Source organism: Rubellimicrobium mesophilum DSM 19309 (assembly GCF_000600335.2).
In the GTDB taxonomy this organism is placed as follows: domain Bacteria; phylum Pseudomonadota; class Alphaproteobacteria; order Rhodobacterales; family Rhodobacteraceae; genus Rubellimicrobium; species Rubellimicrobium mesophilum.
The window spans coordinates 44,207-70,929 of record NZ_KK088561.1; the positions used below are offsets into that span (position 1 = coordinate 44,207).

General features: G+C 70.2%; 28 protein-coding genes and 2 pseudogenes. 21 read left to right on the plus strand and 9 right to left on the minus strand.

Going from position 1 to position 26,723, the window contains the following annotated elements; translation table 11 throughout:
- Positions 1-40: 40 nt before the first annotated feature.
- From RUMESO_RS28115 to RUMESO_RS27760, 9 genes are all read left to right on the plus strand, one after another.
- A complete protein-coding gene (locus RUMESO_RS28115; RefSeq protein WP_342670743.1) occupies positions 41-352 on the plus strand; it encodes an SDR family NAD(P)-dependent oxidoreductase in 312 nt (103 codons plus the stop codon).
- The gene (locus RUMESO_RS07840) at positions 349-1,374 is read left to right on the plus strand and encodes a sugar phosphate isomerase/epimerase family protein (RefSeq protein WP_051521121.1); all 1,026 of its coding nucleotides are present in this window, start codon (positions 349-351) and stop codon (positions 1,372-1,374) included. The genes RUMESO_RS28115 and RUMESO_RS07840 overlap by 4 nt, the downstream gene beginning before the upstream one ends.
- 3 nt (positions 1,375-1,377) lie before the next feature.
- A complete protein-coding gene (locus RUMESO_RS07845) occupies positions 1,378-2,184 on the plus strand; it encodes an SDR family NAD(P)-dependent oxidoreductase (protein WP_037279455.1) in 807 nt (268 codons plus the stop codon).
- Between the two features lie 5 nt (positions 2,185-2,189).
- Entirely contained in the window at positions 2,190-2,924 is a 735-nt protein-coding gene (locus tag RUMESO_RS07850; RefSeq protein WP_037279457.1) for an SDR family oxidoreductase, read from the plus strand.
- On the plus strand, positions 2,924-3,676 hold the full coding sequence (locus tag RUMESO_RS07855) for an SDR family oxidoreductase (RefSeq protein ID WP_037279458.1): 753 nt from the start codon (positions 2,924-2,926) through the stop codon (positions 3,674-3,676). The genes RUMESO_RS07850 and RUMESO_RS07855 overlap by 1 nt, the downstream gene beginning before the upstream one ends.
- Positions 3,677-3,831: 155 nt before the next feature.
- Complete coding sequence (gene nirK, locus RUMESO_RS07860) at positions 3,832-4,956, plus strand: copper-containing nitrite reductase (RefSeq protein ID WP_037279459.1); 1,125 nt, start codon at positions 3,832-3,834, stop codon at positions 4,954-4,956.
- A 102-nt stretch (positions 4,957-5,058) separates the two neighbouring features.
- A complete protein-coding gene (locus tag RUMESO_RS07865; protein WP_037279460.1) occupies positions 5,059-5,829 on the plus strand; it encodes a formylglycine-generating enzyme family protein in 771 nt (256 codons plus the stop codon).
- A 286-nt stretch (positions 5,830-6,115) separates the two neighbouring features.
- Positions 6,116-6,760: an SH3 domain-containing protein gene (locus tag RUMESO_RS26225; RefSeq protein WP_051521122.1), complete on the plus strand. Its 645-nt coding sequence runs from the start codon at positions 6,116-6,118 to the stop codon at positions 6,758-6,760.
- A 9-nt stretch (positions 6,761-6,769) separates the two neighbouring features.
- On the plus strand, positions 6,770-6,898 hold the full coding sequence (locus RUMESO_RS27760; protein ID WP_281177546.1) for a hypothetical protein: 129 nt from the start codon (positions 6,770-6,772) through the stop codon (positions 6,896-6,898).
- 151 nt (positions 6,899-7,049) lie between these two features.
- On the opposite strand, the gene RUMESO_RS07875 is transcribed toward RUMESO_RS27760, so the two are convergent.
- Both RUMESO_RS07875 and RUMESO_RS07880 read right to left on the minus strand, forming a co-directional pair.
- A complete protein-coding gene (locus tag RUMESO_RS07875) occupies positions 7,050-8,237 on the minus strand; it encodes an NnrS family protein (RefSeq protein ID WP_037279461.1) in 1,188 nt (395 codons plus the stop codon).
- Between the two features lie 88 nt (positions 8,238-8,325).
- Positions 8,326-8,784: a pseudoazurin gene (locus RUMESO_RS07880; RefSeq protein ID WP_037279463.1), complete on the minus strand. Its 459-nt coding sequence runs from the start codon at positions 8,782-8,784 to the stop codon at positions 8,326-8,328.
- Positions 8,785-8,882: 98 nt separating this feature from the next.
- On the opposite strand from RUMESO_RS07880, the gene RUMESO_RS07885 reads away from it, so the two are divergent.
- On the plus strand, positions 8,883-9,578 hold the full coding sequence (locus RUMESO_RS07885) for a Crp/Fnr family transcriptional regulator (protein ID WP_037279464.1): 696 nt from the start codon (positions 8,883-8,885) through the stop codon (positions 9,576-9,578).
- A gap of 1,020 nt (positions 9,579-10,598) precedes the next feature.
- Here the strand turns inward: RUMESO_RS07885 and ssb are convergent.
- Complete coding sequence (ssb, locus tag RUMESO_RS07890) at positions 10,599-11,114, minus strand: single-stranded DNA-binding protein (protein WP_037279465.1); 516 nt, start codon at positions 11,112-11,114, stop codon at positions 10,599-10,601.
- Between the two features lie 228 nt (positions 11,115-11,342).
- On the opposite strand from ssb, the gene RUMESO_RS07895 reads away from it, so the two are divergent.
- Genes RUMESO_RS07895 through RUMESO_RS07910 form a run of 4 tightly spaced genes read left to right on the plus strand, consistent with a single transcriptional unit; the run spans position 11,343 to position 13,412 of the window.
- The gene (locus RUMESO_RS07895; RefSeq protein WP_037279466.1) at positions 11,343-11,603 is read left to right on the plus strand and encodes a PepSY domain-containing protein; all 261 of its coding nucleotides are present in this window, start codon (positions 11,343-11,345) and stop codon (positions 11,601-11,603) included.
- A 51-nt stretch (positions 11,604-11,654) separates the two neighbouring features.
- Entirely contained in the window at positions 11,655-12,197 is a 543-nt protein-coding gene (locus RUMESO_RS07900) for a cytochrome b/b6 domain-containing protein (RefSeq protein ID WP_037279467.1), read from the plus strand.
- Between the two features lie 51 nt (positions 12,198-12,248).
- Entirely contained in the window at positions 12,249-12,773 is a 525-nt protein-coding gene (locus RUMESO_RS07905; protein WP_245639195.1) for a helix-turn-helix transcriptional regulator, read from the plus strand.
- Positions 12,774-12,812: 39 nt separating this feature from the next.
- Positions 12,813-13,412, plus strand: a complete 600-nt coding sequence (locus RUMESO_RS07910; protein WP_051521123.1) for a lytic transglycosylase domain-containing protein — start codon at positions 12,813-12,815, stop codon at positions 13,410-13,412.
- Between the two features lie 125 nt (positions 13,413-13,537).
- Here RUMESO_RS07910 and RUMESO_RS07915 read toward each other — a convergent pair.
- From RUMESO_RS07915 to miaA, 5 genes and pseudogenes are all read right to left on the minus strand, one after another.
- Positions 13,538-15,646, minus strand: a pseudogene (locus RUMESO_RS07915) (dipeptide ABC transporter ATP-binding protein).
- Positions 15,647-15,719: 73 nt separating this feature from the next.
- Positions 15,720-17,170: pseudogene (locus RUMESO_RS07920) on the minus strand (ABC transporter permease).
- A gap of 10 nt (positions 17,171-17,180) precedes the next feature.
- On the minus strand, positions 17,181-18,227 hold the full coding sequence (locus tag RUMESO_RS07925; RefSeq protein WP_037279469.1) for an ABC transporter permease: 1,047 nt from the start codon (positions 18,225-18,227) through the stop codon (positions 17,181-17,183).
- 80 nt (positions 18,228-18,307) lie between these two features.
- Positions 18,308-19,975, minus strand: coding sequence for an ABC transporter substrate-binding protein (locus RUMESO_RS07930; RefSeq protein WP_037279471.1), 1,668 nt, complete (start codon positions 19,973-19,975; stop codon positions 18,308-18,310).
- 150 nt (positions 19,976-20,125) lie between these two features.
- Entirely contained in the window at positions 20,126-20,986 is an 861-nt protein-coding gene (gene miaA, locus RUMESO_RS07935; protein WP_037279473.1) for a tRNA (adenosine(37)-N6)-dimethylallyltransferase MiaA, read from the minus strand.
- A gap of 72 nt (positions 20,987-21,058) precedes the next feature.
- On the opposite strand from miaA, the gene pyrH reads away from it, so the two are divergent.
- From pyrH to uppS, 5 genes are all read left to right on the plus strand, one after another.
- Positions 21,059-21,820 (plus strand): UMP kinase, encoded by a 762-nt coding sequence (gene pyrH / locus RUMESO_RS07940; RefSeq protein ID WP_051521124.1) that lies wholly within the window; start codon positions 21,059-21,061, stop codon positions 21,818-21,820.
- 55 nt (positions 21,821-21,875) lie between these two features.
- A complete protein-coding gene (locus RUMESO_RS07945) occupies positions 21,876-22,775 on the plus strand; it encodes an MBL fold metallo-hydrolase (RefSeq protein WP_037279475.1) in 900 nt (299 codons plus the stop codon).
- Between the two features lie 94 nt (positions 22,776-22,869).
- Positions 22,870-23,286, plus strand: coding sequence for a sigma factor-like helix-turn-helix DNA-binding protein (locus tag RUMESO_RS07950; RefSeq protein WP_037279476.1), 417 nt, complete (start codon positions 22,870-22,872; stop codon positions 23,284-23,286).
- A gap of 106 nt (positions 23,287-23,392) precedes the next feature.
- Positions 23,393-23,956, plus strand: a complete 564-nt coding sequence (frr, locus tag RUMESO_RS07955) for a ribosome recycling factor (RefSeq protein ID WP_037279477.1) — start codon at positions 23,393-23,395, stop codon at positions 23,954-23,956.
- Positions 23,957-23,986: 30 nt separating this feature from the next.
- Positions 23,987-24,739: a polyprenyl diphosphate synthase gene (gene uppS, locus RUMESO_RS07960; protein WP_051521125.1), complete on the plus strand. Its 753-nt coding sequence runs from the start codon at positions 23,987-23,989 to the stop codon at positions 24,737-24,739.
- Here the strand turns inward: uppS and RUMESO_RS28120 are convergent.
- Positions 24,723-24,902 (minus strand): hypothetical protein, encoded by a 180-nt coding sequence (locus tag RUMESO_RS28120; RefSeq protein WP_342670744.1) that lies wholly within the window; start codon positions 24,900-24,902, stop codon positions 24,723-24,725. The two genes, uppS and RUMESO_RS28120, sit on opposite strands and share 17 nt — an antisense overlap.
- A 131-nt stretch (positions 24,903-25,033) precedes the next feature.
- Here RUMESO_RS28120 and RUMESO_RS07965 point away from each other — a divergent pair, with 131 nt between their 5' ends.
- Positions 25,034-25,537, plus strand: coding sequence for a phosphatidate cytidylyltransferase (locus tag RUMESO_RS07965; protein WP_342670745.1), 504 nt, complete (start codon positions 25,034-25,036; stop codon positions 25,535-25,537).
- Positions 25,534-26,721: a 1-deoxy-D-xylulose-5-phosphate reductoisomerase gene (dxr, locus tag RUMESO_RS07970; protein ID WP_037279478.1), complete on the plus strand. Its 1,188-nt coding sequence runs from the start codon at positions 25,534-25,536 to the stop codon at positions 26,719-26,721. The genes RUMESO_RS07965 and dxr overlap by 4 nt, the downstream gene beginning before the upstream one ends.
- Positions 26,722-26,723 lie beyond the last annotated feature (2 nt).

Here is a 26,723-nt window from a genome sequence, read left to right on the forward strand (position 1 = left end):
GGGGGGCGGTGCGGTCGTCAACCTGTCCTCGGTCGCCTGGATGTTCGGCTCGCCCGACATGATCCCCTACACGACCGCCAAGGCGGCCATCGTCGGCATGACCCGCTCCATGGGTGCGGCGCTCGGCCCCATGGGCATCCGCGTCAACGCCGTCGCCCCCGGCGGCGTGATGACGGAGCGCCAGATGCGCCTCTGGCACACGCCTGAGACCAAGGTGCAGATGATCGAGAGGCAGGCCCTCAAGGCCGATCTGCTGGAGGACGACATCGCCGACGCCGTCCTGTTCCTCTGCTCGGACGACTCGGACATGATCACCAAGCAATGCCTGACCGTGGACGGGGGACTGAGATGAAGGACCACGCGACGTCGGAGGCCACCACCGGCACCCTCACCGTCGGCCTCAACCCCTACGGCCTGACCTACACGCTGGGCCTGCAAGGTGCCGGCACCCCTCGCGCGAACCCTCACGGCACCGGCCTCGACGGCTTCATCGCCATTGCCGAGGAGATCGGCGCCCGGGTCCTCGAAATCCACCAGCCCTGGCTCGCCGCCCTCGATACGAACGGCCTCGCCAAGCTCCGCGACCGCCTCCAGGCCGCCAACCTCACCCCCATCGTCAGCGCCGGCCTGTTCTGGCACCCGAACGAGGCCGCCCTCGACCAGGCCACCGCCCTTGGCGCCACGACCGTCCGCATGGGCCTCTCGCCCATCCTCTGCGGCGACCGAAACGCCTTCGGGGCCGCCCAGTTCGCCCAGCAAGTCGCCAGCATCCGCGCCGACCTCGGCCGCCTCGCCCCCATCGCCGCCGACCGTGGCCTCACCATCGCCATCGAGAACCACCAGGACTTCGCCAGCGCCGAGCTCATGGCCTTCTGCGAGGAGGCGGGCGACAGCATCGGCATCACGCTCGACACCGGCAACAGCTTTCCGGTGGCCGAGGCGCCGATGGACTTCGTCCGCACCGCCGCGCCGCGCATCCGCCACGTCCACCTCAAGGACTACCGCGTCCAGTTCACCGACCAAGGCTACCGCCTCGTCCGCTGCGCCATCGGTGACGGCGCGGTCCCGTTCCGCGAGATCTTCGCCCACCTCCTCGCCGACGGCCGCCACCTCACGGCCTCCCTGGAGCCCGGCGCGCTGGAGGCCCGCCACGTCCGGCTCTTCACCCCCGACTGGTGGCGCGGCTACGCCCCCAAGGACGCGCGCAGCCTCGCCGCCGCCCTGAGCGCCACCCAGGTGAACCTCCTCCCCGCGCACGAGGATTACCGCACCCCCTGGGAGGCCGAGGCCCCCGGCGAGGTCCTCCTTGCCTACGAGCGCGAGATGATGCTGAAAAGCGCCGCGAACATGCGCGCGCTGGGACTGATGGAGTAGCCCATGGACAGGCCGTTGACCGGCAAGATCGCTTTCGTGACCGGCTCGGGCCGGGGCCTCGGCTGCGCGATGGCCGACAAGCTCGCGAGCCTCGGCGCCGACGTGGCGATCCACGATATCGACGCCACGCGCTGCCAGCAATACGGCGAGGCGCAGCACATCGAGGAGGTGGCGGCCAGGATCGCCCGCCACGGCACCCGAGTCATCTACGTCCTCGGCAACATCGGCGACCCCGAGGCCGTGGCCGAGATGTCCCGCAGGATCACCGAGGATCTCGGCACCGTGGACATCCTGGTGAACTGCGCGGGCGGGGACATCGGCTCCAAGGGCGGCAAGCCCAACCCGAACAACGCCCTCGACATCGCCTTGGAGGACATCCAGGTCGAGACCAACAACAACCTGATCGGCACCTTCCTCGTGTCGCAGACCTTCGTCCGACCCATGCGCGACCGGGGCGAAGGGGTCGTCATCAACATCGCCTCCGCCGCCGCCCACATGGGCTGCACGCCCGAGGTGATCTACTCGACCCTCAAGGCCGCCGTGGTCCACTACACCCGCTGCCTCGCGCTGGAGATGCGCCCCTTCGGCGTCCGCGTGAACGCCGTCAGCCCCGGCCCGTCCAAGACCGCGCGCTTCCAGGCGACCCGCGTGACCGACCCCAACAAGATGGTCACGAACAACTCCCTCGACCGCTACGCCGACCCGGAGGAGATCGCCGACGCGGTAGCCTTCCTCGCCGGCCCGCAATCCCGCTTCATCCACGGCCAGGTCCTCCGCGTGGACGGCGGCCTCACCCTTTTCCCAGGCTGAACAGAATGAACCTCCAAGGAAAGATCGCCATCGTCACCGCGGCGGGGCAGGGAATCGGCCGCGCCGTGGCCGAGCGCCTCATCGCCGAAGGGGCCGAGGTCCACGCCTCCGACCTCGACGCGGGCCTCATGGACGGCCTCGCCGCGGCCTCCGCCACCGCCGTCGACGCTACCAACCCCGAGGCCGTCGAGGCCTGGGTCTCCCGTTTCCCGCGCATCGACACGCTCGTCCACTGCGTGGGCTGGGTCCACCACGGCACCATCGAGGAATGCGGCCTGGACGACTGGCGCCGCAGCACCGCCATCACGCTGGACAGCGCCTATTACGTGATCCGCGCCGTCGTCCCCCGCATGAAGCAGCACGGCGGCAGCGTCACCGCCATCGCCTCGGTCGCCTCCTCGGTGAAGGGCTTCCCCAACCGCACCGCCTACGGCGCTCACAAGGCCGGGGTCATCGGCCTCATCAAGGCCTGCGCCGCCGACTACCTCAAGGCCGGGATCCGCTTCAACGCGGTCAACCCCGGCACCGTGGACAGCCCGTCGCTCCGGGGCCGCATGGCCGCGCTCGCGGAAAAGCTGGGTGGCATGGAGGCCGCCGAGAAGTTCTTCCTCGACCGCCAGCCCTCCGGCCGCCTCGGCGTCCCGGAGGAGATCGCCGGCCTCTGCGCCTTCCTCGCCTCCGAGGACGCGCGCTTCATGACGGGGCAGGCGCTCAACATCGACGGCGGCATCACCATCTGATGCCCGGCCTCTTCGACCTCTCGGGCCGCCGCGCCCTCGTCACCGGCTCCTCCCAGGGCATCGGCCTCGCCCTCGCCAAGGGGCTGGCCGAGGCCGGCGCCCAGGTCATCCTCAACGGGCGCAACCGCGACAAGCTCGCCGAGGCGGCCGCCACGATCCCCGGCGCCGAAACGCTCCCCTTCGACGTGGCCGACCACGAGGCCGCCCGCGCCGCCATCGACTTCGCCGAATCGACGCAGGGCCCCATCGACATCCTCGTCAACAACGCCGGCATCCAGCACCGCGCGCCCCTGGAGGACTTCCCGCCCGACGCCTTCGAGCGGCTCCTCCAGACCAACATCGCCAGCGTCTTCCACGTGGGCCAGGCCTGCGCCCGCCACATGATCGGGCGCGGCAGGGGCCGAATCGTCAACGTGGCCTCCGTCAACGCCGCTATGGCCCGCTATTCCATCGCCCCCTACACGGCCACCAAGGGCGCTGTCGTGAACCTCACCAAGGGCATGGCGACCGACTGGGCCCGCCACGGCCTCAACTGCAACGCCATCGCGCCGGGCTACATCCGCACGCCGCTCAACGCCGCGCTCTGGTCCGACCCGACCTTCAACGACTGGCTCACCAGGCGCACCCCCGCCGGCCGCTGGGCCGAGCCCGAGGAACTCGTCGGCGCATGCGTCTTCCTTGCCTCGGACGCGGCCAGCTTCGTGAACGGCCACGTCCTCTACGTCGACGGCGGCATCACCGCCTGCCTCTGACCTCGGCGTGGGCGCCTCCGGTCCGTCTTGGACAGGACCCGCGACCGCCTGCCGCACCCTGGACGCCGCGGTGCGGCGGCAACCTTGTTCCAGCACAACGTTCACGACCCCGTGTGATGGCAATGTCCTCTCGACACGCAACGAAGGAGAACATCATGCTGTCGCGTAGAGCCGCCCTGATGGTTGGAGCAGGCCTCGCTGCCGCTCCCATGCTGGTCCGGACCGCCCAGGCCGAGACCGCGCCGATGGTGGCCGATGCCGCTCCGGTCGACCTCTCGAGCCTCCCCCGCATCCGGCGGGAGCTGGTCGCGCCGCCCTTCGTCCACGAGCACGAGCAGGTCGCGCCCGGCGGCCCCCGCGTCGTGGAGTTCACGATGGACATCCACGAGAAGGAGATCCAGGTCGCCGACGACGCCTGGCTCCAGGCGATGACCTTCAACGGCTCGGTCCCGGGCCCGATGATGGTGGTCCACCAGGGCGACTACGTGGAGCTGACGCTCCGCAACCCGCCCGCCAACATGCTCCAGCACAACATCGACTTCCACGCCTCGACCGGCGCCCTGGGCGGCGGCGCGCTGACCCTCATCAACCCGGGCGAGCAGACGGTGCTCCGCTTCAAGGCGACGCGGGCCGGCTGCTTCACCTACCACTGCGCGCCGGGCGGCCCGATGATCCCCTGGCACGTCACCTCGGGCATGTCGGGCACGATCATGGTCCTGCCGCGCGAAGGCCTCAAGGACCAGCACGGCCAGCCCATCGCCTATGACCGCGTGATCTACATCGGCGAGAACGACTTCTACATCCCCCGCGACGAGAACGGCGCCTTCAAGCGCTACGCCGATGCGTCGGAGGGCTACGAAGACACCGTCAACGTGATGAACAAGCTCATCCCGAGCCACGTCGTCTTCAACGGGGCCGTCGGCGCGCTCACGGGGGACAATGCCCTGACCGCGAAGGTCGGCGAACGGGTCCTCTTCGTCCACAACCAGGCCAACCGCGACACCCGCCCGCACCTCATCGGCGGCCACGGCGACCTCGTCTGGGAAGCGGGCAAGTTCGACAACGTCCCCGACGTGGACCTCGAGACCTGGTTCATCCGCGGCGGCAGCTCGGGCGCGGCGCTCTACAAGTTCCTGCAGCCGGGCCTCTACGCCTACGTGAACCACAACCTCATCGAGGCGGTGAACCTCGGCGCCACGGCCCACATCAAGGTCGAGGGCGAGTGGAACAACGACCTCATGGAGCAGGTGATGGCGCCGACCCCCTATACGGGCGCCTGATCCGCCGGATGACCCCGCCGGGGCAGCCTGGACGACGGGCGGAGAGGCGGGGCAGGGGGCGGCCGGACGGGGCCGCCCCCACTTTCTTCCAAGGAGGCTCACATGAAGATGTCGCTTGCGGCCCTGGCGGTCCTCGCCCTCGGCGCCTCGGCGTCCCTGCATGACCGCGCGCCCACGACGGGGCCCGAGCTGGTGACGGTCTCCGCCGGTTCCTGGGACTGGCGCCCTGCGGGGACCTGGCGCCAGGACGGCCGCCAGATGGACCCGCCGATCCAGCGGCTCGACGCGACCGAGCCTCTCCAGATCATGCGTTACCAAGTGAGCCGGGCCGACTACGCCACCTGCGTCGCCGACGGGGCCTGCATCGCCGCCGATCCCGGCCCCGCGGACGAGCCCCAGACCGGCGTGAGCTGGCACGACGCCACCGCCTACGCTGCCTGGCTCTCGGACCGCACGGGCCAGACCTGGCGCCTTCCCACCGACTCCGAGTGGCAGCGCGCCGCCGCCGAGCGCTGGACCGACGACGCCCTGGGCGGCGGCGACTGGACCGACCGCTGGCTCGTCCGCTACGACCGCGAGGCGGGCTTCGAGAAGGACCCCCTCGTCCGCCCGCAGGGCGCATGGGGCGCGAACTCCCATGGGGTCGAGGACCTCGCGGGCAACGTCTGGGAATGGACCGACGACTGCTCCACCAACGGCACGCTCGGCCCCGACGGCCGGCCCGCCGATCGCGCGGACTACTGCGGCGCCCGCGTCGTGGAGGGCAAGCACCGCGCCGTGGTCATCGACTTCGTCCGGGACGCGAGCGCGGGCGGATGCGCCGCCGGCGTGCCGCCCGACCACCTGGGCTTCCGCCTCGTGCGCGAGGACTGAGCCACGCCGCTCCCTGGCCGCGACGTCCCCGAGGTCGCGCCCGGGGTCGTCCCTCCTGTCGCGCGGTCCTTTCCTTTCCTGCCGATCTCTCGTTCCATCGCCGATCCGCTCCGGCGCCATCGCCGTGGCGCATGGCAACGGCTCCGAACGCTCAACGCTCTCCTCGCTTGCGCCGCCCGGACATGGGGCGCCGGCCCTTCTCGCGGCAGCGCCGCCGGACGTGAGCGTCGTTGAAGCTGGGGCAACGGTTGCGCCGTGATGGTCGCATCGTGCAGGAAGGTCGGCGATGGCCAGAGCTTCGGCGGGACCGCAACGGCGCGGGCGCGCCTTGCCTCACCTAGCCCTGTTCATCCTCGGCCTTGCCGGTCCGACCCTGATCGCGGCCAGTCCCTCCTGGGCGCAGACCCTCGATGTTCCCGTCGTGGTCATGGAAGACGACGGACAGGCAGCCGTCTGCGCCACCAGCACCGTCTCGGGCCTGGATCCCAACGGGGACAACCTCCTCGCCGTCCGGTCCGGGCCCGGCACAGCATATCCGAAGATCGACGAGCTGCACACCGGCGGAGTCGCCTTCACCTGCGACGGCCAGGGCAACTGGGTCGGGATCTACTACCCGGACCTGAACGGTCGAAGCGGCTGGATGCATGGACGCTACCTCACCCGTCTGGCAGGTTGCCTCCGGTCGCCGAGAGAGGCTCCGCGCCCCGCTCCGATCGGCCGCCACCATCGCCTTGGCCCTTGCCCTTCCCCCAGCGCCGTCCTGGCGCAGGCCTCCTGCCAGGACATCCGCTTCGCCCCCGGCGCCTCCTCGGCGACCCTCACGGGTGAGGCGGTCACCGAAGCCCCTCTGTGCTTCAGCATCGAGGTGGGCGAGGGCCAGAGGGCAGAGGCCGCCGTGGAGGGCCTGAACCCGGTCGTCATGGTCGCCTAAGTCCCGGAGGTGGGCGAGGGCCAGTCCTCCTACGCCTGGACGACCCGCTCCGGCACCTGCGAGATCCGCGTGTTGACGCTGTTCCGCTTCGTCGGCCCGAGCCCCTTCCGCCTGCGCGTCGCCGTGACCTCCGGGTGAGCGCTCCGACGGAACGCAACCCGGGACCCCCCGGCATCGGCAATTCCCGTCCTCGCATCGTGCAAGGCGCCTGGCCGGCCGATCCGGTGTCCGTTCCCTCCAAGCAGAAAGGCCCCGGCACGATGACCGGGGCCCTCCACCTTCGCAACCCTCACGGGTTGGGTCGCCGCTCTCCCACGCGGGGCGCCAGCAGCCACGGCCACACCCGCAGCGCGAAGCCCGCATAGGCCACCGTCCACAGGGTCGCCGCGACGGTCAGCCCGGGCACGCCGAGCAGGGTGACATCGGCGAGGCAGGCCCGCACGGCGGCCGCCACGACCACCAGCGCGAAGGCCCCCCCAAGGATCGGCCCGGCGGCGAGCTCCCGCCCCGTATGGCCCATCGTGGCCCGCATCATCACCGCGAGGATCATGCCGCCCACGGCACCCACGCCCAGGAGGTGCAGACCCGTCGGGGGCGGCACCAGCCCCCACTCGGCCAGACCCGTCGCCAGGAGCCCCAGCGGCGCGAAGGCATAGGCCACGTGCAGCATCACGAGCAGCGCCGAGCTCCGCGTGGCGAGCCCCCGCCACCGCGACAGCCGGACCGCGTGCAGCGCGCCCGCCAGCACCAGCCCCGCTCCGGTCACGACGCCCGGCACCAGGCTCCAGGCGAGCAGGGCCACGCCGCCGGCCGCGAGACAGATCCCGTCGAAGCGGTTCACCGGCACGGGCAGCCTCTTGTCCCCCCGCTTCACGAGCCAGTTGCGCGTGAAGCTCGGGATGATCCGCCCGCCGATCAGGGTGACCAGGAACACCACCACCGACAGCCCGAGCCGCCGTCCCACGTCCGCCGTGCCCGCCGTCATCGCCTCGAGATGGAAGGCGACGTTCGCGGCCCAGAGCACCGACACGGGCCCCAGCACCACGAGGTTTTTCCAGTTCCGCCCGGCGACGATCTCCTGCGCGATCATCGCCGCGACCGCGAGGAGGAAGCTCCCGTCCACGACGAGGACGCCCAGGGGCGGCAGCCCGAGGAGCCCCGCCACCGCCAGGCGCCCGAGGAGCCAGAGCCCCAGCAGCGCCGCCAGCGGCCAGCCCCGAGTCGGCATCCGGCCCGTCCAGTTCGGAACGGCGGTGAACAGGAACCCGGCGACGGCGGCGCTCGCGAATCCCCAGATCATCTCGTGGATGTGCCAGTCCGTCGGGATGAAGGGGCCGCCCAGCGTCAGCCGCCCGCCCCAGGCCAGGATCCAGACCGGGATGGCCCCCAGCGCGAACAGCGAGGCGGCGAGGAAGAAGGGACGGAACCCCATGCTCAGGATGGGGGGGCCGTCATAGGCGGCGCTGGCTTGTCTCATCGGTCGGTCCTCCAAGGTGGGTCCGGGGAACGAAGAAGGGCGGCGAGGCTCCCCCGCCGCCCTCGGTCCGGTTGCGCCGGACGACGTGTTACTGGGCGGAGGCGACGTCCTCGGTGACGAGCCCGAGGTCCGCCGTCATCCGCTCCTTGGCCTTGCCGCGCATGGCGTCGACGGCGGCGGCGAAGGCCTCCTGGTTGGTCGGCTGGCCCACCTGGATCAGGGCGACCATGCCCATGCCCGCATGGGGCTTGCACTCGACGCCATAGAGGCCTTCCTCGGTCAGCGTGACCGAGATCTCCTGGCCCGCCTCGCCCACGAAGGGCTCGGCCCCTTCGGGCAGCATCCCCTCGATCGACTCGGCGTTGTGGCCGGGGTTGGTCGGCACGAAGTGGATCGTGTCGCCGGGCTGGGCCTGCACGAAGGCGGGCTCGAAGACCATGACGCCTTGCTCGCCCTTGTTGAGCATCTGCACCTCGATGGTGGCGGCCATGGCGGACCCGCCCACGAGGGCGAGGGCGGTGGCGAGGGCAACGGATTGGATACGCATCGGACTGTCCCTTTTCGATGATCCGGTTTGTTTCGCTGCCGCTTATGCGCTACCACCCCGGTCCAGTCCTTGCGCTGGATCAAACTGGGAACAGGTCGATGAACAAGCTCGACGAGAGCCTCCTGACGGGCCTTCCGCCCTTCTCGCGACTCGAGCGTCCCCAGATCCGCGAGATCCTCGACCAGGCCACGCCCAAGCGCCACGACGAGGGCGCGGAGGTCTTCCGCGAGGGGGAGGAGGCCGACCGATTCTTCCTCCTCCTCGACGGCTACGTGCGCGTGGTGCGGACGACGCCGACCGGCGACCAGATGGTCCTGCGGCACATCGCGCCGGGCCAGCTCATCGGCATCGCCCCGGCGCTCGGCCGGACGACGTATCCCGCCACCGCCACCGCCGCCTCCGAGGCGCTGACCCTGGCCTGGCCCACGCGCCTCTGGCCGGGCTTCGTCACCCGCTACGAGGGATTCGCCACCGAGACCTGGGCCACGCTGGGCCGCCGGATGCAGGAGCTGAACGACCACCTCGCCGAACTCGCCACCAAGGCGGTCGAGCAGCGGGTCGCCTCGGCGGTCCTCCGCATGGTCAACCAGACCGGGCGGAAGGTCGACGGCGGCATCGAGATCGCCTTCCCGGTGACCCGCGCCAACATCGCCGAGATGACGGGAACCACGCTCCACACCGTAAGCCGCCTCCTGGCCGCCTGGGAGAAGGACGGCATCGTGGAGAGCCGCCGCAAGCATATCGTGGTGACGGCGCCCCACCGGCTCGTCCTTCTCTCCGGCGCCGGCGGCTGAAGGCCCGCGCGGGCTCGCATCGACCGGGTCCCGCAACGGGCCGGCTCCGCGAATCATGGGGGCCTCACCCCGCCGCGCGATGGCGGCACCGGGCAAAGCCCGTGGCCTCGTCCGGGACGGCGTGCTCCCGCGCCATGCGCCAACGGCACTGATTCGAGCCCTGGAAAGGCGCTGGCAAACGCAGGGCCGCGAGGGGGCGACGCAACACCTCGTCCAAGGAACTATCCCTGCCTGATCAGGGTCTTGCATCCGGGGTGTTGCGTCGCGCCACCCCCCACCGAACGCCCCGCTTACGATTCGTTAACCTCTGGCGCGCAGCATGGCCACTATCGGAGAGCCGTCCCATGGCGCCTCCCTTCGGCCCGCCCAGGACCTCAGAGCAGGAGGGCGCTTGCGTCGGAAGGAGGACGGACAGGGGACGGCGCTCCCCCGGATGCGGCTTTGGACGGCCAGCGGCACCCCGGGCTTCACAGGACCGTCCATGCCGGGGGCTCCCACGGGAGAGAGGCTTCACCGGCGAGAGCTCTTTGAACGGAAAGCGCGGGCCCCTTTCCACCTGGGAGGCATCAACCATCGCCGCGAGGCGAGGGGCACGGCCGCAAAGACCCAGCCGCCGCGCGTCGAAACGCGCCCCTCGCGTCGTGGCCGTGGCACGCCCGGCGCGACCCTCGGGCACGACGGACCGGCGCGGCGCCAACCCCGCGCCCCCGTAACGGCCCGAGACCGTTTCACATCCGAAGGAGACCCAGGCGCCCAGCCGACCCCGCGCATCCATGACTCGGACCGCCGTCCAGGGCCCCTCGACGACCGACGCTGCGGCGACCGGCCTTCTTCTGACCGCACGCAGGACGAGTCGCGCAGCGGCGAACCCGCGTCCAGCTATCGAACCAGAGCCGCCGGCTACGTGCCTCGGCGACCGGACCGTGACTTGGCCCGAGACCAAGACCGGACCCCACGCCAGGCGCGGCCGAAGCGGGCAGGGGCCTGCATCGCCGGACCCCTCCCGGATCAGCCGTTTGCTCAGAACGGGATGTCGTCGTCCAAGTCCGATCCGCCACCCCCGCCGCTCCGGCCTCCGCCATAGCCGCCGCCCGACGATCCGCCGCTGTAGCCGCCGCGGCTACCGCCACCTCCGTAGCCGCCGCCCTGGTCGTCGAAGTCGCCGCCGCTGCCGCCCGCGTCGCCGCGTCCGCCCAGCATCGTCATCGAGCTCCGGAACGGCCGCAGCACCACCTCGGTCGAGTAGCGGTCCTGCCCGGACTGGTCCTGCCACTTCCGGGTCTCGAGCTGGCCCTCGATGTAGACCGTCGAGCCCTTCTTCAGATACTGCTCCGCCACCCGCGCGAGGTTCTCGTCGAAGATCGCGACCGAGTGCCACTCGGTCCGTTCCTTCCGCTCGCCGGTGTTGCGGTCCTTCCAGTTCTCGGACGTGGCGATCCGCAGGTTCACCACCTTACCACCGTTCTGGAAGCTCCTCACCTCCGGGTCCCGGCCGAGATTCCCGACCAGGATCACCTTGTTCACCGAGCCCGCCATGGCCCCTCTCCTCTGACTTGTCGCACCCGTTAGACCATGCCCGGAACCGGAATGAAAGGGGAACGAAAGCAGCATCATGCGGCCTAAACCGGAGTTGTAGCCGTCCGTCCCACGCCCCAACCCGGGGCGGGGCCCCCTCCTGTCCGATTCCCCGGCGCGCCGCTCCCGTCCAACTCCGTCCCACGGCACCCGAGCACCGGGTCCCCCAACCGAGAAGGACAGACCACCATGATCGCCCGCACCCTCATCGCCTCCCTTGCCCTGACGCTCGCCCTCGGCGGCGCTGCCCGCGCCGAGGACGCCGAGGCCGCCCTCGACCCCGCCAAGGAGGCCCAGGTCCGCGACACCCTCTCGCAGCAAGGCTACGACGTCCGCTCGGTCGGCATGGAGGACGGCCGGATCGAGGTCTACGCCGTCAAGGACGGAGCGATGGTCGAGATCTACCTCGCCGACGACCTCTCGATCGCCGAGGTGAAGCAGGAGGACTGAGGCCCCGGCGGCCCGGCCCTCCCCGGGCCGCCCCTCCCTGGGAGAGATGCCATGACGACACGAACCAAGGTCTGGGACCCCGTCGTGCGGGTCTTCCACTGGACGCTGGTGACGCTCTTCGCCGCCAACGCCGTCCTGACCGACCCCGAGCACAAGATCCACCACTACGTCGGCTACGCCATCGCCGCGCTTGTCCTGCTGCGCCTCGCCTGGGGCCTCGTCGGCAGCCGCTACGCCCGCTTCGCCTCCTTCCCGCCGAACCCCCGCGCCGCGCTGGAGCAGCTGGCCGACGTGCTGACCGGGCGCCGGCGCATCCACCTGGGGCACACGCCGCTGGGTGCGCTGATGATCTACAACCTCCTCCTCGCGCTCGCCGTCATCACCGCCTCCGGCTACGCCATGACGACCGTCGCGTTCTGGGGCGTCAAGTGGATGGAGGAACTCCACGAGGCCGCCGTGACCTGGGCCGAGATTTCCGTCCTCGTCCATGTCGCGGCCGTGATCTGGGAAAGCCGCCGGACCGGGGTGAACCTTCCCAGGGCCATGGTCACGGGCTACAAGGAAGTCCCCGAGGACGTCATGATCGCCGAATGAGTCCCTCCGCCCCACGCCCGACCCGGACCATCGTCCTGGGTCACGATCGCGGTGCAGGTCGTCTGCGCCGCGTTCTTCCTCTGGGACGCCACGGAGGACTACATCGACCTGGGCCAGAGGTCGCTCAACTTCCACCTCTCGATCGAATCACTGGCCGTCCTGACGCTCTGCATCGCCATCGCGCTGGAGATCGGCCAGTTCGTCGGCCTCGTGCGGCGCGAGGCCCACATGGTGAGGAGCCTCACCGCCGCCGGCCGCGCCCTGCACGAGCTGATCGAGGAGTACTTCGCCGAGTGGCGGCTGACCCCGTCCGAGAGGGACGTCGCCACCTTCCTCATCAAGGGCGCCGACATCGCCGAGATCGCCCGCCTGCGCGGCAGCGCCGAGGGCACCGTCAAGGCGCATCTCAACGCCATCTACCGCAAGGCCGGCGTCTCCGGCCGGCCCGCCCTGGTCTCCCTCCTGATCGAGGACCTGATGACCGAGCCGCTGATCGGCCGCGCCGCGCCGGCCCCGACCCAGGGAGAACCGGCGTCCCGAGAGGATCGCTCTGGAAAAGATCTCACGATCGGATAGGCTCCAACCTCACGAGTCGGTGTTCGGGACAGGTTGAGGATGACCATACAGCCAACGCGTATCGGCGCGCTCCTCTGCGCGGCAGGGCTCGCTTGGGCCGGTGCGGCCACGGCCGACACGATTTCGACGATGAACCGCACGGCGCTCTTCCGGTCGCAGGTCGCGGTTCTCGACGGGCGGGCGGCGCAGCAGTATAACAACTCGACGCGGCTCCAGCCCCCCCGGGCCGAGGTTCCGCCGCTCGCAGCCGCCGTGCCCTCCTACAGCGGCCCCGCCTCGAGCCAGTGGTTCGAGCCCGCCCGCGCCGCCGCCCGCCGCCACGGCATCCCCGAGGACCTCTTCCTCCGCCTCGTCCGCCAGGAGTCGGGCTGGTATTCCGGCGCCCTGTCGCCCAAGGGCGCCATCGGCCTCGCCCAGCTCATGCCCGACACGGCGCGCCTCATGGGCGTGGACCCGACCGACCCGCAGCAGAACCTCGACGGTGGCGCCCGCTACCTCAAGCGGCAGTTCGACCGTTTCGGAAGCTGGCCCCTGGCGCTCGCCGCCTACAACGCCGGCCCCGAGGCGGTGGAGCAATACGGCGGCATCCCGCCCTATGCCGAGACGCAGGGCTACGTGCAGGCGATCTGGGGCGGCTGACGCCCCCACCAGCGGGCCGTGAGCACCCGACACCTGCAGGGCCGCCGATGCGCGACAGCCACGGGTGGTCCGCCCCCCGTCCCCGTAGGACGCCGCGTGGCGTAGGGGAAGGAGGTCGGCTCCCTCTACTCCGCCGCCATCCGGATCACCGGCTGCATCGTGGCCAGCACCTCGTCCGGCAGGTGGCACTTGACCTGATGTCCCGGAACCAGCTCCCGCATCGGCGGAACCTCCACCTCGCAGAGGGTCCCCGGAGCTTCGGCGCCATCGCGGGAGGGGACGTGCCGCTTGCGTGGGCACCGCGTCTGGAAGGGGGCAGCCCGGCGGCGGGTTCATGGCCGAGGGGATCTCGCCCTCCAGCACGATGTGCGTCTTCTCCACCTTGGTGTCCGCGACGGGCACGGCCGACAGCAGCGCCTCGGTGTAGGGATGGTAGGGCGGCGCGAAGACCTGGTCCGTGGACCCGATCTCGACCACATGGCCCAGGTACATCACCAGCACCCGGTCCGAGAGGTAGCGCACGATCCCCAGGTCGTGGCTGATGAAGAGGAGCGTCGTCCGCTCCTTCCGCTGGATGTCCATCAGCAGGTCCGTGACCGCCGCCTGCACCGACACGTCGAGCGCCGAGACCGGCTCGTCCGCGACGACCACCTTCGCCCCCCGGCGAAGGCCCGCGCGATCCCCACCCGCTGCTTCTGCCCGCCCGAGAGCTGGCGCGGCATCCGGTCCGCGAAGGCCCGGGGCAACTTCACGAGGTCGAGGAGTTCCAGCATCCGTTGGCGCCGATCGGCGTCGGAGTTGCCGACGTGGAAGACCTCCAGCGCCCGGATGATCTGCCGCCCGACGGTCATCGAGGGGTTCAGCGTGTCGAAGGGGTTCTGGAAAACCATCTGCACGGACGACACCATGTCGGTGTTGCGCTTCTCGATGGGCGTGTTCTGGATATTCTCGTCGAAGAGCATGATGTTGCCCGACGTCGCCGTCTCGAGGCCCATCAGCACCTTGGCGAAGGTGGACTTGCCGCAGCCCGATTCGCCCACGATGGCCAGAGTCTCGCCCTCGCGCGCCTCGAAGCTCAGCGTCTCGTTGGCCTTCACGACCTTGGCAGGCCCGCCGCCGAGCCCGCTGCCGCCCACCTCGTAGTACTTCCGCAGGTCCTCCATGCGAAGGACGACGCGACCCGGCTCGACCTTCTCCTTGGTCTCGCTCGCCTGCAGCGGGGCGCCCCAGTCGATCTCCTGGAAGCGCAGGCAGCGGGTGTCGTGGCGCAGGTCGCCCTCCACGCCGAACATCGGGATCTCCTGCGCGTCGCAGCGCCCCTTCTGGAAATAGTCGCAGCGCGGCCCGAAGTTGCAGCCCGGCGGACGTTCATGCGGCAGGGGAAAGTTGCCTGGTATGCTCTTGAGCGGCCTCATGTTCTTGTCGGCGCCGGGCAGGGGGATCGAACGGAACAGCGCCTGCGTGTAGGGGTGGCGCATCTTGTCGAACACGTCCACGATGGACCCGCGCTCGACCGCCTCGCCCGAGTACATCACGCAGATGCGGTCGCAGGTCTCCAGCACCAGCCCGAGATTGTGGCTGATGAAGAGCATCGAGGTCCCGTACTTCCGCCCGAGATCCTTGACGAGCTGCACCACCGCCGCCTCGACCGTCACGTCGAGCGCCGTCGTCGGCTCGTCGAGGATCAACAGCGACGGCCGCGCCATCAGCGCCATGGCGATGACGATCCGCTGCTGCTGCCCGCCCGAGAGCTGGTGCGGGTAGCTCCTCAGGATGCGCTCCGGGTCCGGCAGCCGCACGTCCCGCACGACCTCCAGCGCCCGGGCGCGCGCCTCCTCCGCACTGGCGCCCTGGTGGATCATCGGCACTTCCATGAGCTGCCGACCCACCGTCAGGGCCGGGTTCAAGGAGGCCATGGGCTCCTGGTAGATCATGGCGATCTCCGAGCCCCTGATCTTCCGCAGCTCCGCCGGCGTCATCTTGGCGAGGTCGCGCCCCTTGAACAGCACCCGCCCGCCGACGATCCGCCCGTTGACGCCGAGGTCCTGCATGACCCCGAGCGCCACGGTGGACTTCCCGCAGCCCGACTCCCCCACGAGGCCCACGGCCTCGCCCGGCATGACGGAGCAGGAGAAGGACATCACGGCCGGGATCTCCCGCGTCCGAGTGAAGAACGAGATGGACAGGTCCTCGATCTCCAGGATCGGCGCGGCCGGCCGGTCGAGGAGCGCCATGGCGGATTCCATCGTCCCGATGGGCGAGGAGGCGGGCAGGGAGCTGGAGAACGGATATGCGTCGGCCATGGCGTCAGTCCCTCAGCGACTCTTCCCGCAGCCCGTCCGCGAGGAGGTTGAGCCCCAGGACGAGGCTCAGCAGCGCCACGGCGGGCACGAGCGCGGGATGCGGGAACACCGACAGCAGTTGCCGGCCCGCGTTGATGGTGGAGCCCCAGTCGGGGCTGTCAGGAGGCAGGCCCAGCCCGAAGAAGCCCAGCGTGCCGAGCAGGATGGTGGTGTAGCCGATCCGCAGGCAGAAATCGACGATCAGCGGCCCCCGGGCGTTGGGCAGGATCTCCCAGAGCATGATGTACCAGGGCCTCTCCCCCCGCGTCTGCGCCGCCGCCACGTAGTCCCGCGTCTTGATGTCCATGGTGAGCCCCCGCACGATGCGGAACACCGTGGCGAGTTCACGAAGACCACCGAGACGAAGACACGAGGAGCCCCCGACGGGATGTCGAAGAGGTCGAGCGGCCCCATGAAGGCGATCGGCGTTCCCGTCTGGCTGATGAGCGACAGGTAGAGCCAGCCCAGGACGAACAGCGAGACCGCCAGCATCGGCACGGCCTTCTGGCGCTGGGTGTGGAAGCGGCTCCAGATCAGGACCGAGGTGAAGATCAGCGGGAATATGAACAGCCCGACGGCCATGAAGCTCGGGATGCCGGTCTGGATCATCTCCGGCGTCACGAGGAGGTAGAAGAGCAGGATCACCGGGAAGGCGAGGATCAGGTTCGCCAGGAAGGAGATCAGGGTGTCGAGCCGCCCGCCGAAGTAGCCCGCCGGCAGCCCCAGCGTGATCCCCACCATGAAGGCGAAGACGGTGGCGAGCGGGGCGATCTGGATCACCACCCAGGCCCCATGCACCATCCGCGAGAACACGTCGCGCGCCAGCGCGTCCCCGCCCAGCAGGTAATGCGACCCCGGCCCGAGAACCTCGGCCCCCGGCACCGGAACACCCGGCGGCTTGTTCTTGAGGCCTGAGATCGCGGTCAGCGGATCATGCGTGGCGATCAGGTCGAAGACCCCCGCCGCGATGGCGGTGAACAGCCAGAACATGACGAGGCCGAAGCCGATCATGCCGATCGTGGAGTCGAACAGCCTCCCGTAGAGCCCGAGCTTCCTCTTGTAGGCGATCGACACCGCGAAGGTCACCGCCAGGGCGATCCAGACCGGCAGGAAGCGCTTGGCGATGCAGCCGACGATTCCCGCGGCGCCCCACGGCAAGGCGATCCCGCCCACGACATAGGCGAGGAGCACGAGGCCCAGCAGGCTTCCTGCCGCCCTCAGCGCCAGGGCGGCCATGACCCTCGGCCCCATGCGGACGGCGAGCGTCCCGTCCGGGTTCACCTCGACGTCCGAGGCCGGAGCGACCAGCCCGACCAGGAGGTAGAGCACGAGCGCGACCGCGAAGGCGGCGGCCGCGACCCAGAGCACCGGGTTCAGCCACGCTCCAAGGATTCCCGTCCAGGTCAGCGGCTCCAAGCGGGCCTCCTCAGGAGAGCCGGAGGCGGGGGTTCAGGTAGACATACCCCACGTCCGAGATGAGTTGCGTGAGCAGCACCACGACCACCGACACGACCGAGATGCCGAGCAGCAGCTCGATGTCGTTGTTCCCGGCCGCCTCGACCAGGGTCCAGCCGAAGCCCTTGTAGTTGAAGAGCGACTCCACGATCACCACCCCGGTCAGCAGCCAGGGGATCTGGAGCATGATGACCGTGAAGGGCGCGATCAGGGCGTTCCGCAGCGCGTGCCGCAGGACGACCTGCGGGAAGCTCACGCCCTTGAGGCGCGCCGTGCGGATGTATTGCGCCGTCATCACCTCGGTCATCGAGGCGCGCGTCATCCGGGCGACGTAGCCCATGGCATAGAGCGCCACGGTCAGCACCGGCAGCGTGAAGTTGACGAGGTTCGCGTCGTCCATGGCCGATGTCGCCGAGCCGTTGAACCACTTGAGCCCCACGGCCGAGGAGGTGAACACGGCGATGAACACGACGCCCGACACGTACTCGGGCGTCGCCGTGATGGCGATGGAGGCCGTGGACAGGACCCGGTCCGTCCGCGACCCCTCCCGCATCCCGGCCAGGATGCCCAGGATCAGCGCCCCCGGGACCATGACCACAAGGACCCAGGCCATCAGCTTGCCGGTCAGGGCGAGACGGGTTCCGATGACGCTGGCGACGTCCTCCCGGAAGACCCGGCTGTAGCCCCAGTCGCCCTGGAGGATGCCACAGAATCGCGGCGCCTCCGCGGGGTCCTGGCCACTGGCGATGCAGCGGCCCCGGACGGCGCCGCTCTCGTCCGTGGTGGTCCAGCCGGGCAGCACGCCCAGCCATTCGCCGTAGCGGACGAGGAGAGGCTGGCCGAAGCCGTTCTTGTCCAGCCAGCTCTCCACCTCGGCATCGGTGATCCGCGAGCCAGCCTCGGTCTTGGCGATCTTCTCGAGGTTGGGCGCCAGGTTCGTCAGCCAGAACACCAGGAAGGTCAGGCAGATGGCCGTGCCCAGCATGGTGAGAAGGCGTCGAGCTATGAACATCAGCATCGGGGCATCCCCTTCCGGGCGACGTCAGGCCCGCGCGCGGACGGCGCCACGAGGCGCCGCCCGACCGGTCACGCGACGGATCAGTTCACGGGCTCCATCCACCACTTGTAGTGGTGATGCTCGAAGGTCGGATGCACGTCGGCGCCGTGGACGTTGGTCGCCGTGTGCCGGATGAGCGAGCGCCAGTAGGGCTGGATGGCGACGCCCTCGTCCAGCAGGACCTGCTCGATCTTGGCCATCACCTCGCGCCGCGCATCGGCATCGGCGATGGAGTTGGCCTGCGCGAGGAGCGCCTCGAAGTCGGGGTTGTTGAACGAGGTCTCGTTCCACGCCGCGCCCGCCTTGTAGGCGAGGTTGAGCACCTGCACCCCCAGGGGCCGCATGTTCCAGAGCGTGCAGGACCAGGGATACTTCGTCCAGTCGTTCCAGAAGGTCGAGCCGGGCAGCACCGTCCGCTTGACGTTGATGCCCGCGTCGCGGCACTGGGCCGCCACGGCGTCGCAGCTCGCCGATTCGTACTGGTCATCGACCGAGATCAGCTCGAACTCGAAGTCCCCGACGCCCGCGGCGTCGAGCGCGGCCTTGGCGGCGGCGGGGTCCACCGGCGGGCGATGCACCTCGGCGTATTCCGGGTGGATCGGGCAGACATGATGGTTCTCGGCCACCAGCCCCAGGTTGTTGTAGCCGAGCTCGAGCACCACCGCGTTGTCGACCGCCTGCTGAAGCGCGCGGCGCACGTCGCGGTTGTTGTAGGGTTCGGCCGCCTGCTGGAAGCGGATCGCGACGGTGGTCGCGGTCACCGCCTCGGACTTGGCCCATCCCAACCCGTCGTAGATCTCCACGAAGTCGGGCGTGGTCCCGTAGATGGCGTCGATCTCGCCCGATTCGGCGGCGGCGAGCACGGCGGCCGGGTCGGTGCCGTAGTCGATGTACTCGATCCGGTCGAGGTAGGGGCCGCCATAGACCGCCGTGCCCCACCAGGTGTGGTCGGGGTTGCGGACGAGGACCTGCTTCACGCCGACCTCGTTCTGCTCGGGCAGCCAGGCGCCGGTGCCGATCGGGTTCGCGGCGGGGTCGCCGTTGTCGTAGCTCTGGTGGACCACGGCCGCCGGATAGTCGGCCATGTTGGTGACGATCGCGATGTCGGGCGCGCTGAGATGCAGCTTCACGGTCGCGGGATCGACGATCTCGACCGCGCCGTCGCGCATCTGGTTGGTGCCCTCGACGTCGCGGAGCGTGTCCATGCGGCCGGCCATGGAGTTGCCCTCCACGGTGCCGTCGCACCAGCGCTTGATGTTGTTCACCACGTCCTCGGCGGTGAAGTCGTCGCCGTTGTTCCACTTGACGCCCTGGCGGACCTTCAGCGTCCACTCGGTCGCGTCCTCGTTGGCCTCCCACGACTCGAGGAGCATGGGACGGAGCGACCCGTCGGGCTCGTACTCGACCATGTAGTCGAGCCAGCCCCGACCGAAGTTCGCGTATTCCGACCAGTCCCAGGTGCGCGGGTCCTTGGTGGGCCTGAGCTCCATGCTCATGCGCAGCGTGCCGCCCTCGACCGGCGTCATCGCGGCGTCCTGCGCGCGGGCCGGGACGGGCAGGCCGATGAGGCCGTAGGCCACGCCGGCCGAGACGCCCAGGGCGGTGCTGCGGGTCAGGAACTCGCGCCGGGACATATGCCCGGTCTTCACCTCCTCGGCATACAAAAGCGCCGCGGGATGCACGGCGCGGTCCTTCGTGGTGTGCGTCATCTTCGTCTCCCCATCGGCCGCATTCTTGTGGGCTCAAGGGCTTGGAGGCCCGGCCCGGCATCATGCGCGGCTAGGCCCATTGGGCACGGCCATCGCTCTCAGGTCAATGACAGGATTCGACGTCCTGAGAATGTGAAGCGACCAGAACGGTCAGGGCAGGGGCAACGCGCGCCAGGCATCCATGCGGGATCGGAACCACGTCCGTTGGCGCTTGGCATAGGCGCGAGACACCACCACGGCCCTGTCCCGCGCCTCCGCGGGCGTCAGGCGTCCTTCGAGACAGGCCCGCAGCTCCTCGGCGCCGAGGGCCCGGAAGGCCGGCGCCCGCTCGCGCCACCGGGGCAGGAGCGAGCGCACCTCCTCCAGCGCGCCCTCGGCCAGCATGGAATCGAAGCGCCGGGCAATCCGGGCGTTGAGCCACGGCACCTCGGGCCGCAGCACGAGGGCATGGGCCCGCCCCAGGGGAAGGAGCGGCGGCGGCGTCTCGGCCTGCCATTCCGCAAGGCCCCGCCCGGTCGCGCGCCGCACCTCCCAGGCCCGTTGCACCCGCGCGCGATTGCGCCGGTCGAGCCCGGCGGCGGTCCCGGGATCGAGCCCGGCCAGCAACGTCTCCAGCGACAGCCCGTCGGCCTCGGCCCGAATCTCCGGCGGCGTGGCCGGGACCTCGGCCAGGCCCTCGGTCAGGGCCGAAAGGTAGAGCCCCGTCCCTCCGACGATGATGGGTCGCAGCGGCCCGGCCAGGATCGGCGCCACCTCGCGCAGCCAGTGACCGACCGAGTAGGGCTCCTCCATGCCCACATGGCCGAACAGGGCATGGGGAGCGAGCGCCTCCTCGTCTGGCGAGGGCCGCGCGGTCAGGACCCGCCAGCCCGCGTAGACCTGAAGCGCATCCGCGTTGACGACCACCCCGCCGCCCTCCTGCGCGATGCGGAGCGCGAGCGCCGACTTTCCGCTCGCCGTGGGGCCAGCAATCAGGACGGGTCGGTCGGGGGGAATCTCGCCCAGGTCCATCCTCGGCTCCCATTGAATCCGTCCTCTCTTTGCTTCATCTGTCCCGCCGGTTGAAGCGGGCGGAGGCACGGCATGAACGAGGTCACGGAAACCACGGCCGAGGCCCGGGAGGCCCCGCCACCCCAGACGACCTTCAGCCGGGTCATGCTCAAGATTTCCGGCGAGGCGCTGATGGGCGACCAGGGCTACGGCCTGCACCCCCCCACGGTCGAGCGCATCGCCCGCGAGATCAAGAGCGTGCGGGACTTGGGCGTCGAGATCTGCATGGTCATCGGCGGCGGCAACATCTTCCGGGGGCTGCAGGGCTCGGCGCAGGGGATGGAGCGGACCACCGCCGACTACATGGGGATGCTCGCCACGGTGATGAACGCGCTGGCGATGCAGTCGGCGCTCGAGGCGATGGGCGTCTTCACCCGCGTCATCAGCGCGATCCCCATGGACCAGGTCTGCGAGCCCTACATCCGCCGCCGCGCCGTCCGCCACCTGGAGAAGAAGCGCGTCTGCATCTTCGCCGCCGGCACCGGCAACCCCTACTTCACGACCGACACGGCGGCGACTCTGCGAGCCTCCGAGATGGGTTGCGAGGCGATCTTCAAGGGAACCAAGGTCGACGGCGTCTACGACAAGGACCCGGCCAAGCACGCGGACGCCAAGCGCTACGAACGGGTGGGCTACACCGAGGTGCTGGCCAAGAACCTCGGCGTGATGGACGCCTCGGCCATCGCGCTCGCCCGCGACAACAACCTCCCGATCATCGTCTTCTCCCTCGACGAGCCCGGCGGTTTCCGAGGCATCCTCGCGGGGCGCGGCACCTACACGGTCGTCCAGGGCTGACCGGAACCTAAAGCCTCCGTCGCTGTTCCCGGGAGGTCCAGCGACGGAGGCGAGCATGGCCGAGCAGATCCCCCTGTCCGAGGACGCCTCGGCCCTAGACCCCGCCCTCGACGCGGCGCGGAACGACCACACGCACGAGGTCGCGCCCGACCTCGCCTATCGGCGGCTCGGGATCGTCAACGTGGTCTTCGTCGGCTTCCCAGGCGCAGGCGACCGCAACTGGGTCCTGATCGACGCCGGCCTCCCCCGCACGGGAGGCTTCATCAGGAGCGCCGCGGAGGCCCGCTTCGGCAAGGGCGCGCGCCCCTCGGCCATCGTGATGACCCATGGCCACTTCGACCATGTCGGCGCTCTCGAGGCGCTGGCCAAGGAGTGGGACGTCCCCGTCTACGCCCATCCGCTCGAACGTCCCTATCTCGACGGCAGCGCCGCCTATCCTCGGGGCGACCCGAGCGTCGGGGGAGGCCTCATGGCACTCCTTGCCGGGCTCTATCCGACCAGGCCGGTCGACGTGGGCAGGCGCCTCCGCAGCCTTCCCGAGGACGGGAGCGTTCCCGGGATGCCGGGGTGGCAATGGCTGCACACGCCCGGCCATTCCGTGGGCCACGTCTCCTTCTGGCGGGAGAGCGACCGCACGATCGTCGCCGGCGACGCCTTCGTCACCACCGGCCAGGAGTCGGCCTACGACGTCGCCCTGCAGGAGCCCGAGATGCACGGGCCGCCGACCTACTTCACCATCGACTGGCAAGACGCGGAGGAGTCGGTGAAAAAGCTCGCGATGCTCGACCCCGACCTGGTCTTGACCTTCCATGGCCAGCCCCTGCGCGGCCCCGAGATGCGCGAGGCCCTCCAGCGCCTCGCGCGCGACTTCCGCGACATAGCCGTTCCGAAGCAGGGAAAGTACCTGACGGAGCCGCGCCGCGCCGCGGATGGCAGCGCCTACGAGAAGCCCTGATGCCCGGAGTCGAAAACCCTTGATTTGCCGGCTGTTCGGGGCAGGTTCGAAGCTGGGACCCGGTGGTGACGGCCCTTTGGCAGGGAGCAGAGCCGTGACGACGCTGAAGGAATTCGAGGAAGCCCTCAAGGAGCAGGGGATGCGCCAGGCGCTCCGCGTCCTCGAGAAGCTGAGGGAGCGCGACCGCGCCCGGCGCAAGGTCGCGCCGGCCCGGCGGGTCGTGGGCCAGCGCATGACGCCCGAGCTCGCCCGACGCATCCTGGAGCTGCACGAGACGACCGGCATGACCCAGCAGGAGATCGCCTTCGAGCTCGGCGTGAACCAGGGGCGGGTCAACGAGGTCATCAAGCGCGGCAAGTGGCTGACTGACGACCCCGACGCGCCCGAGGCGGTGGCCCGCGACAAGGCCGACGCGCGGATCCGCCGGCAGCAGGAACGGCCCGCGACGCGCTCCAAGGGACCGGCCAGGCCCAGGCGCGCCAAGGACCCGCCGCAGCTCAAGCTCTTCTAGGCGGCTCTACCCGGGCGGTCCCGGCCCTGGCCGAACCGGACCGTCCCACCTATACAACCCACGTCCCTTGGCGCTATAGAGCCGAAAACGGAGCCCGAGCAGACGAATGGCCGACGATTTCGAACTCGACACCGACGACCTGCAGCGCCGGATGGAGCGGGCCATCGCCGCCCTCCGGACCGAGTTCGCCTCGCTCCGCACAGGCCGCGCCTCCGGCTCCATGCTGGAGCCCGTGATGGTCGAGGCCTACGGCCAGATGACCCCGGTCAACCAGCTCGGCACCGTCAACGTGCCAGAGCCTCGCATGGTCACGATCAACGTCTGGGACCGGGGCATGGTCTCCAAGGTCGAGAAGGCGATCCGCGACTCCGGCCTGGGCATCAACCCGCAGACCAATGGCACGATCATCATGCTCCCCATCCCCGAGCTCAACGAGGAGCGGCGGCGGGAGCTGACCAAGGTCGCCGCGAACTACGCGGAGCACGCCCGCGTCGCCGTCCGCAACCTCCGCCGCGACGGCATGGACCAGATCAAGAAGGCCAAGTCCAACGGCCTCTCCGAGGACGACGTGAAGTTCTGGGAAGGCGAGGTCCAGGAGATGACCGACCGCTTCATCAAGCAGGTCGACCAGACGCTCGAGTCCAAGCAGGCCGAGATCATGCACGTCTGACGTGCTCCCCACCAGACCGGAGTGCCCCCCATGGCCCTGACCACCATGACGGACGCCCCGAAGGGCGCGGGTCCGTCCGGCGCGCGCCACGTCGCGATCATCATGGACGGCAACGGCCGCTGGGCGCAGATGCGCGGCCGGCCCCGCCTCCTGGGCCACCACGCCGGCGCCAAGCGCATCCGCGAGATCGTCGAGGCCTGCCCCGACCTCGGGGTGAAGTATCTCACGATCTTCGCCTTCTCGACCGAGAACTGGAAGCGCACCCAGTCCGAGGTCGCTGGCCTCATGTCGCTGTTCCGCCGCTACATCCAGCGTGAGGCGCAGGACCTCTTCCGGCGCGGCGTGCGGGTGCGCTTCATCGGAGACCGCATCAAGCTCGACCCCAAGCTCGTACAGCTCATGGACGACCTGGAGCTGCTGACCTCCGGCAATGACCGGGTGCACCTGACCATCGCGCTGAACTACGGCGGCCGGGACGAGGTGACGCGCGCCGCCAAGCGGCTCGCCTACGAGATCGAGATGGGCCGCCTCACCCACAAGGACGTGGACGCCGAGACGCTCGCCAGGTTCCTCGACACCCACGTCCTCCCGGACCCCGACCTCGTGATCCGCACCTCCGGCGAGGCGCGCATCTCCAACTTCCTCCTCTGGCAGTCGGCCTACGCGGAATACGAGTTCATCGACACGCTCTGGCCCGACTTCACCGCCGGGGAGTTCGCCCGCATCGTCCAGGGCTTCGCCGCCCGCGACCGCCGCTACGGCGGGGTCAAGGCCAAGGCGTGAGGGCGCCGACCGACCCTTCCAGATGGGCCGACCTCGGGCCGCGCGCGGCCTCGGCGGCGGTGATGGTCATCGTCGGCACCGCCGCCGTCGTGGCCGGCGGCGTCTGGTTCCAGATGGTCACGGTCTTCGTCACGGCCGTCATGATCTGGGAGCTCTGGACCATGATCGAGCCCCAGGGCCCGACGCGCGGGATGCTCCTCGCCGCCCTGGTGGCGAGCGTCCTGTCGGGCCAGCTCGCCCTGCAGGAAAAGCTGGGGCCTCGTCCTCTTCCTCCTCGCGGCGGTCTTCGGCGCCGTGACCCTGAAGCGGGAACGGGTCACCTTCTTCGCCTTCGCGCTGGCCGTGCAGGTGGCGGGCTGGGGCCTCGTGACCTTCCGCCTCGACTTCGGCTTCTTCTGGCTCCTTTGGCTGATCGGCGTCGTCGTCGTGACCGACGTGGCCGGCTACTTCGCCGGGCGGCTGATCGGGGGCCCCAAGTTCTGGCCACGCGTGAGCCCCAAGAAGACCTGGTCCGGCACCATATCCGGTTGGGTGGCCGCCGCCATCGTCGGGCTCGTCTTCGATGCCTTCGCACGGGTCGGGCCGTCCATCGTCCCCCTCTCGGTTCTTCTGTCCATGGCCTCGCAATGGGGCGACATCGCCGAATCGGCGCTCAAGCGGCGCATGGGGGTCAAGGACTCCTCGGCCCTGATCCCGGGGCATGGCGGCCTCTTCGACCGCTTCGACGCCATGCTGGGCGCGTCCCTCTTCATGCTCGTCGTGACCGCCGTCCTGGGCGTCCCGGGGGTGGCCCCGTGAGGCGCGTCACGATCCTCGGCGCGACCGGCAGCGTGGGGCAGAGCACCATCGACCTGATCGCGCGGCGCCCCGAGGACTTCGCCGTCGAGGCGGTGACGGGCGCCGGCAACCTCGACCTGCTGGCCCACGACGCCCGCCGGCTGGGGGCCCGGCTGGCCGTCACCGCGCGGGAGGAGTGCTATGCCGGTCTCAGGGATCGGCTTGCCGGGACCGGGATCGAGGTCGCCGCCGGTCCGTCCGCCGTGGCCGAGGCCGCCGCGCGGCCGGCCGACTGGACCATGAACGCCATCGTCGGCGCGGCGGGCCTACTTCCCGGCCTCGAGGCGATCCGGCGCGGCGGCACCCTGGCGCTCGCCAACAAGGAGACGCTCGTCGCGGCGGGGCGCCTCGTCATGGCGACCGCCGAGACCGCCGGCGCCACGATCCTTCCCGTGGACAGCGAGCATTCGGCCGTCTTCCAGGCCCTCCGGGGCGAGGACGGGCGCGAGGTGGAGCGGCTGATCCTCACCGCCTCGGGCGGGGCCTTCCGAGACTGGTCGCTCGACCGCCTCGCGGACGCGACCGTCGAGGAGGCGTCCTCGCATCCGAACTGGGCCATGGGCCAACGCATCACCATCGACTCGGCCTCCATGTTCAACAAGGCCCTGGAGGTCATCGAGGCGCATGAGCTCTTCGGCCTGCCCGCCTCCGCGATCGAGGTCCTGATCCACCCCGAGAGCCTCGTTCACGCGCTCGTGGGCTTCCGGGACGGAGCGCTCATGGCGCATCTGGGCGCGCCCGACATGCGCCACGCCATCGGCTACGCCCTCAACCATCCGACACGGGCGCCGCTTCCCGTCGAGCGGCTCGACCTCGCCGCCATCGGTCGCCTGACCTTCCGCGCCCCGGAGCCGGACCGCTACCCGGCCCTGGCCCTCGCCTGGCGCGTGCTGGAGGAGGGCGGCGTCATGGGCGCGGCCTTCAACGCCGCCAAGGAGGTCGCCCTCGACGCCTTCCTGGCCCGCAGCATCCGCTTCACGGACATGGCATCGGTCGTGAGCCGGACGCTTGACCGCCTCTCTGGCGACACCACTCTGCCCATCTTAGGTCCAGACAGCGCCATGCCGGGTCTCGAGGATGTTCTGGAAGCCGACCGGATCGCTCGCCGGCGCGCGGCGGAGGTCGTCGAGCGGATGAGGGAGTAACG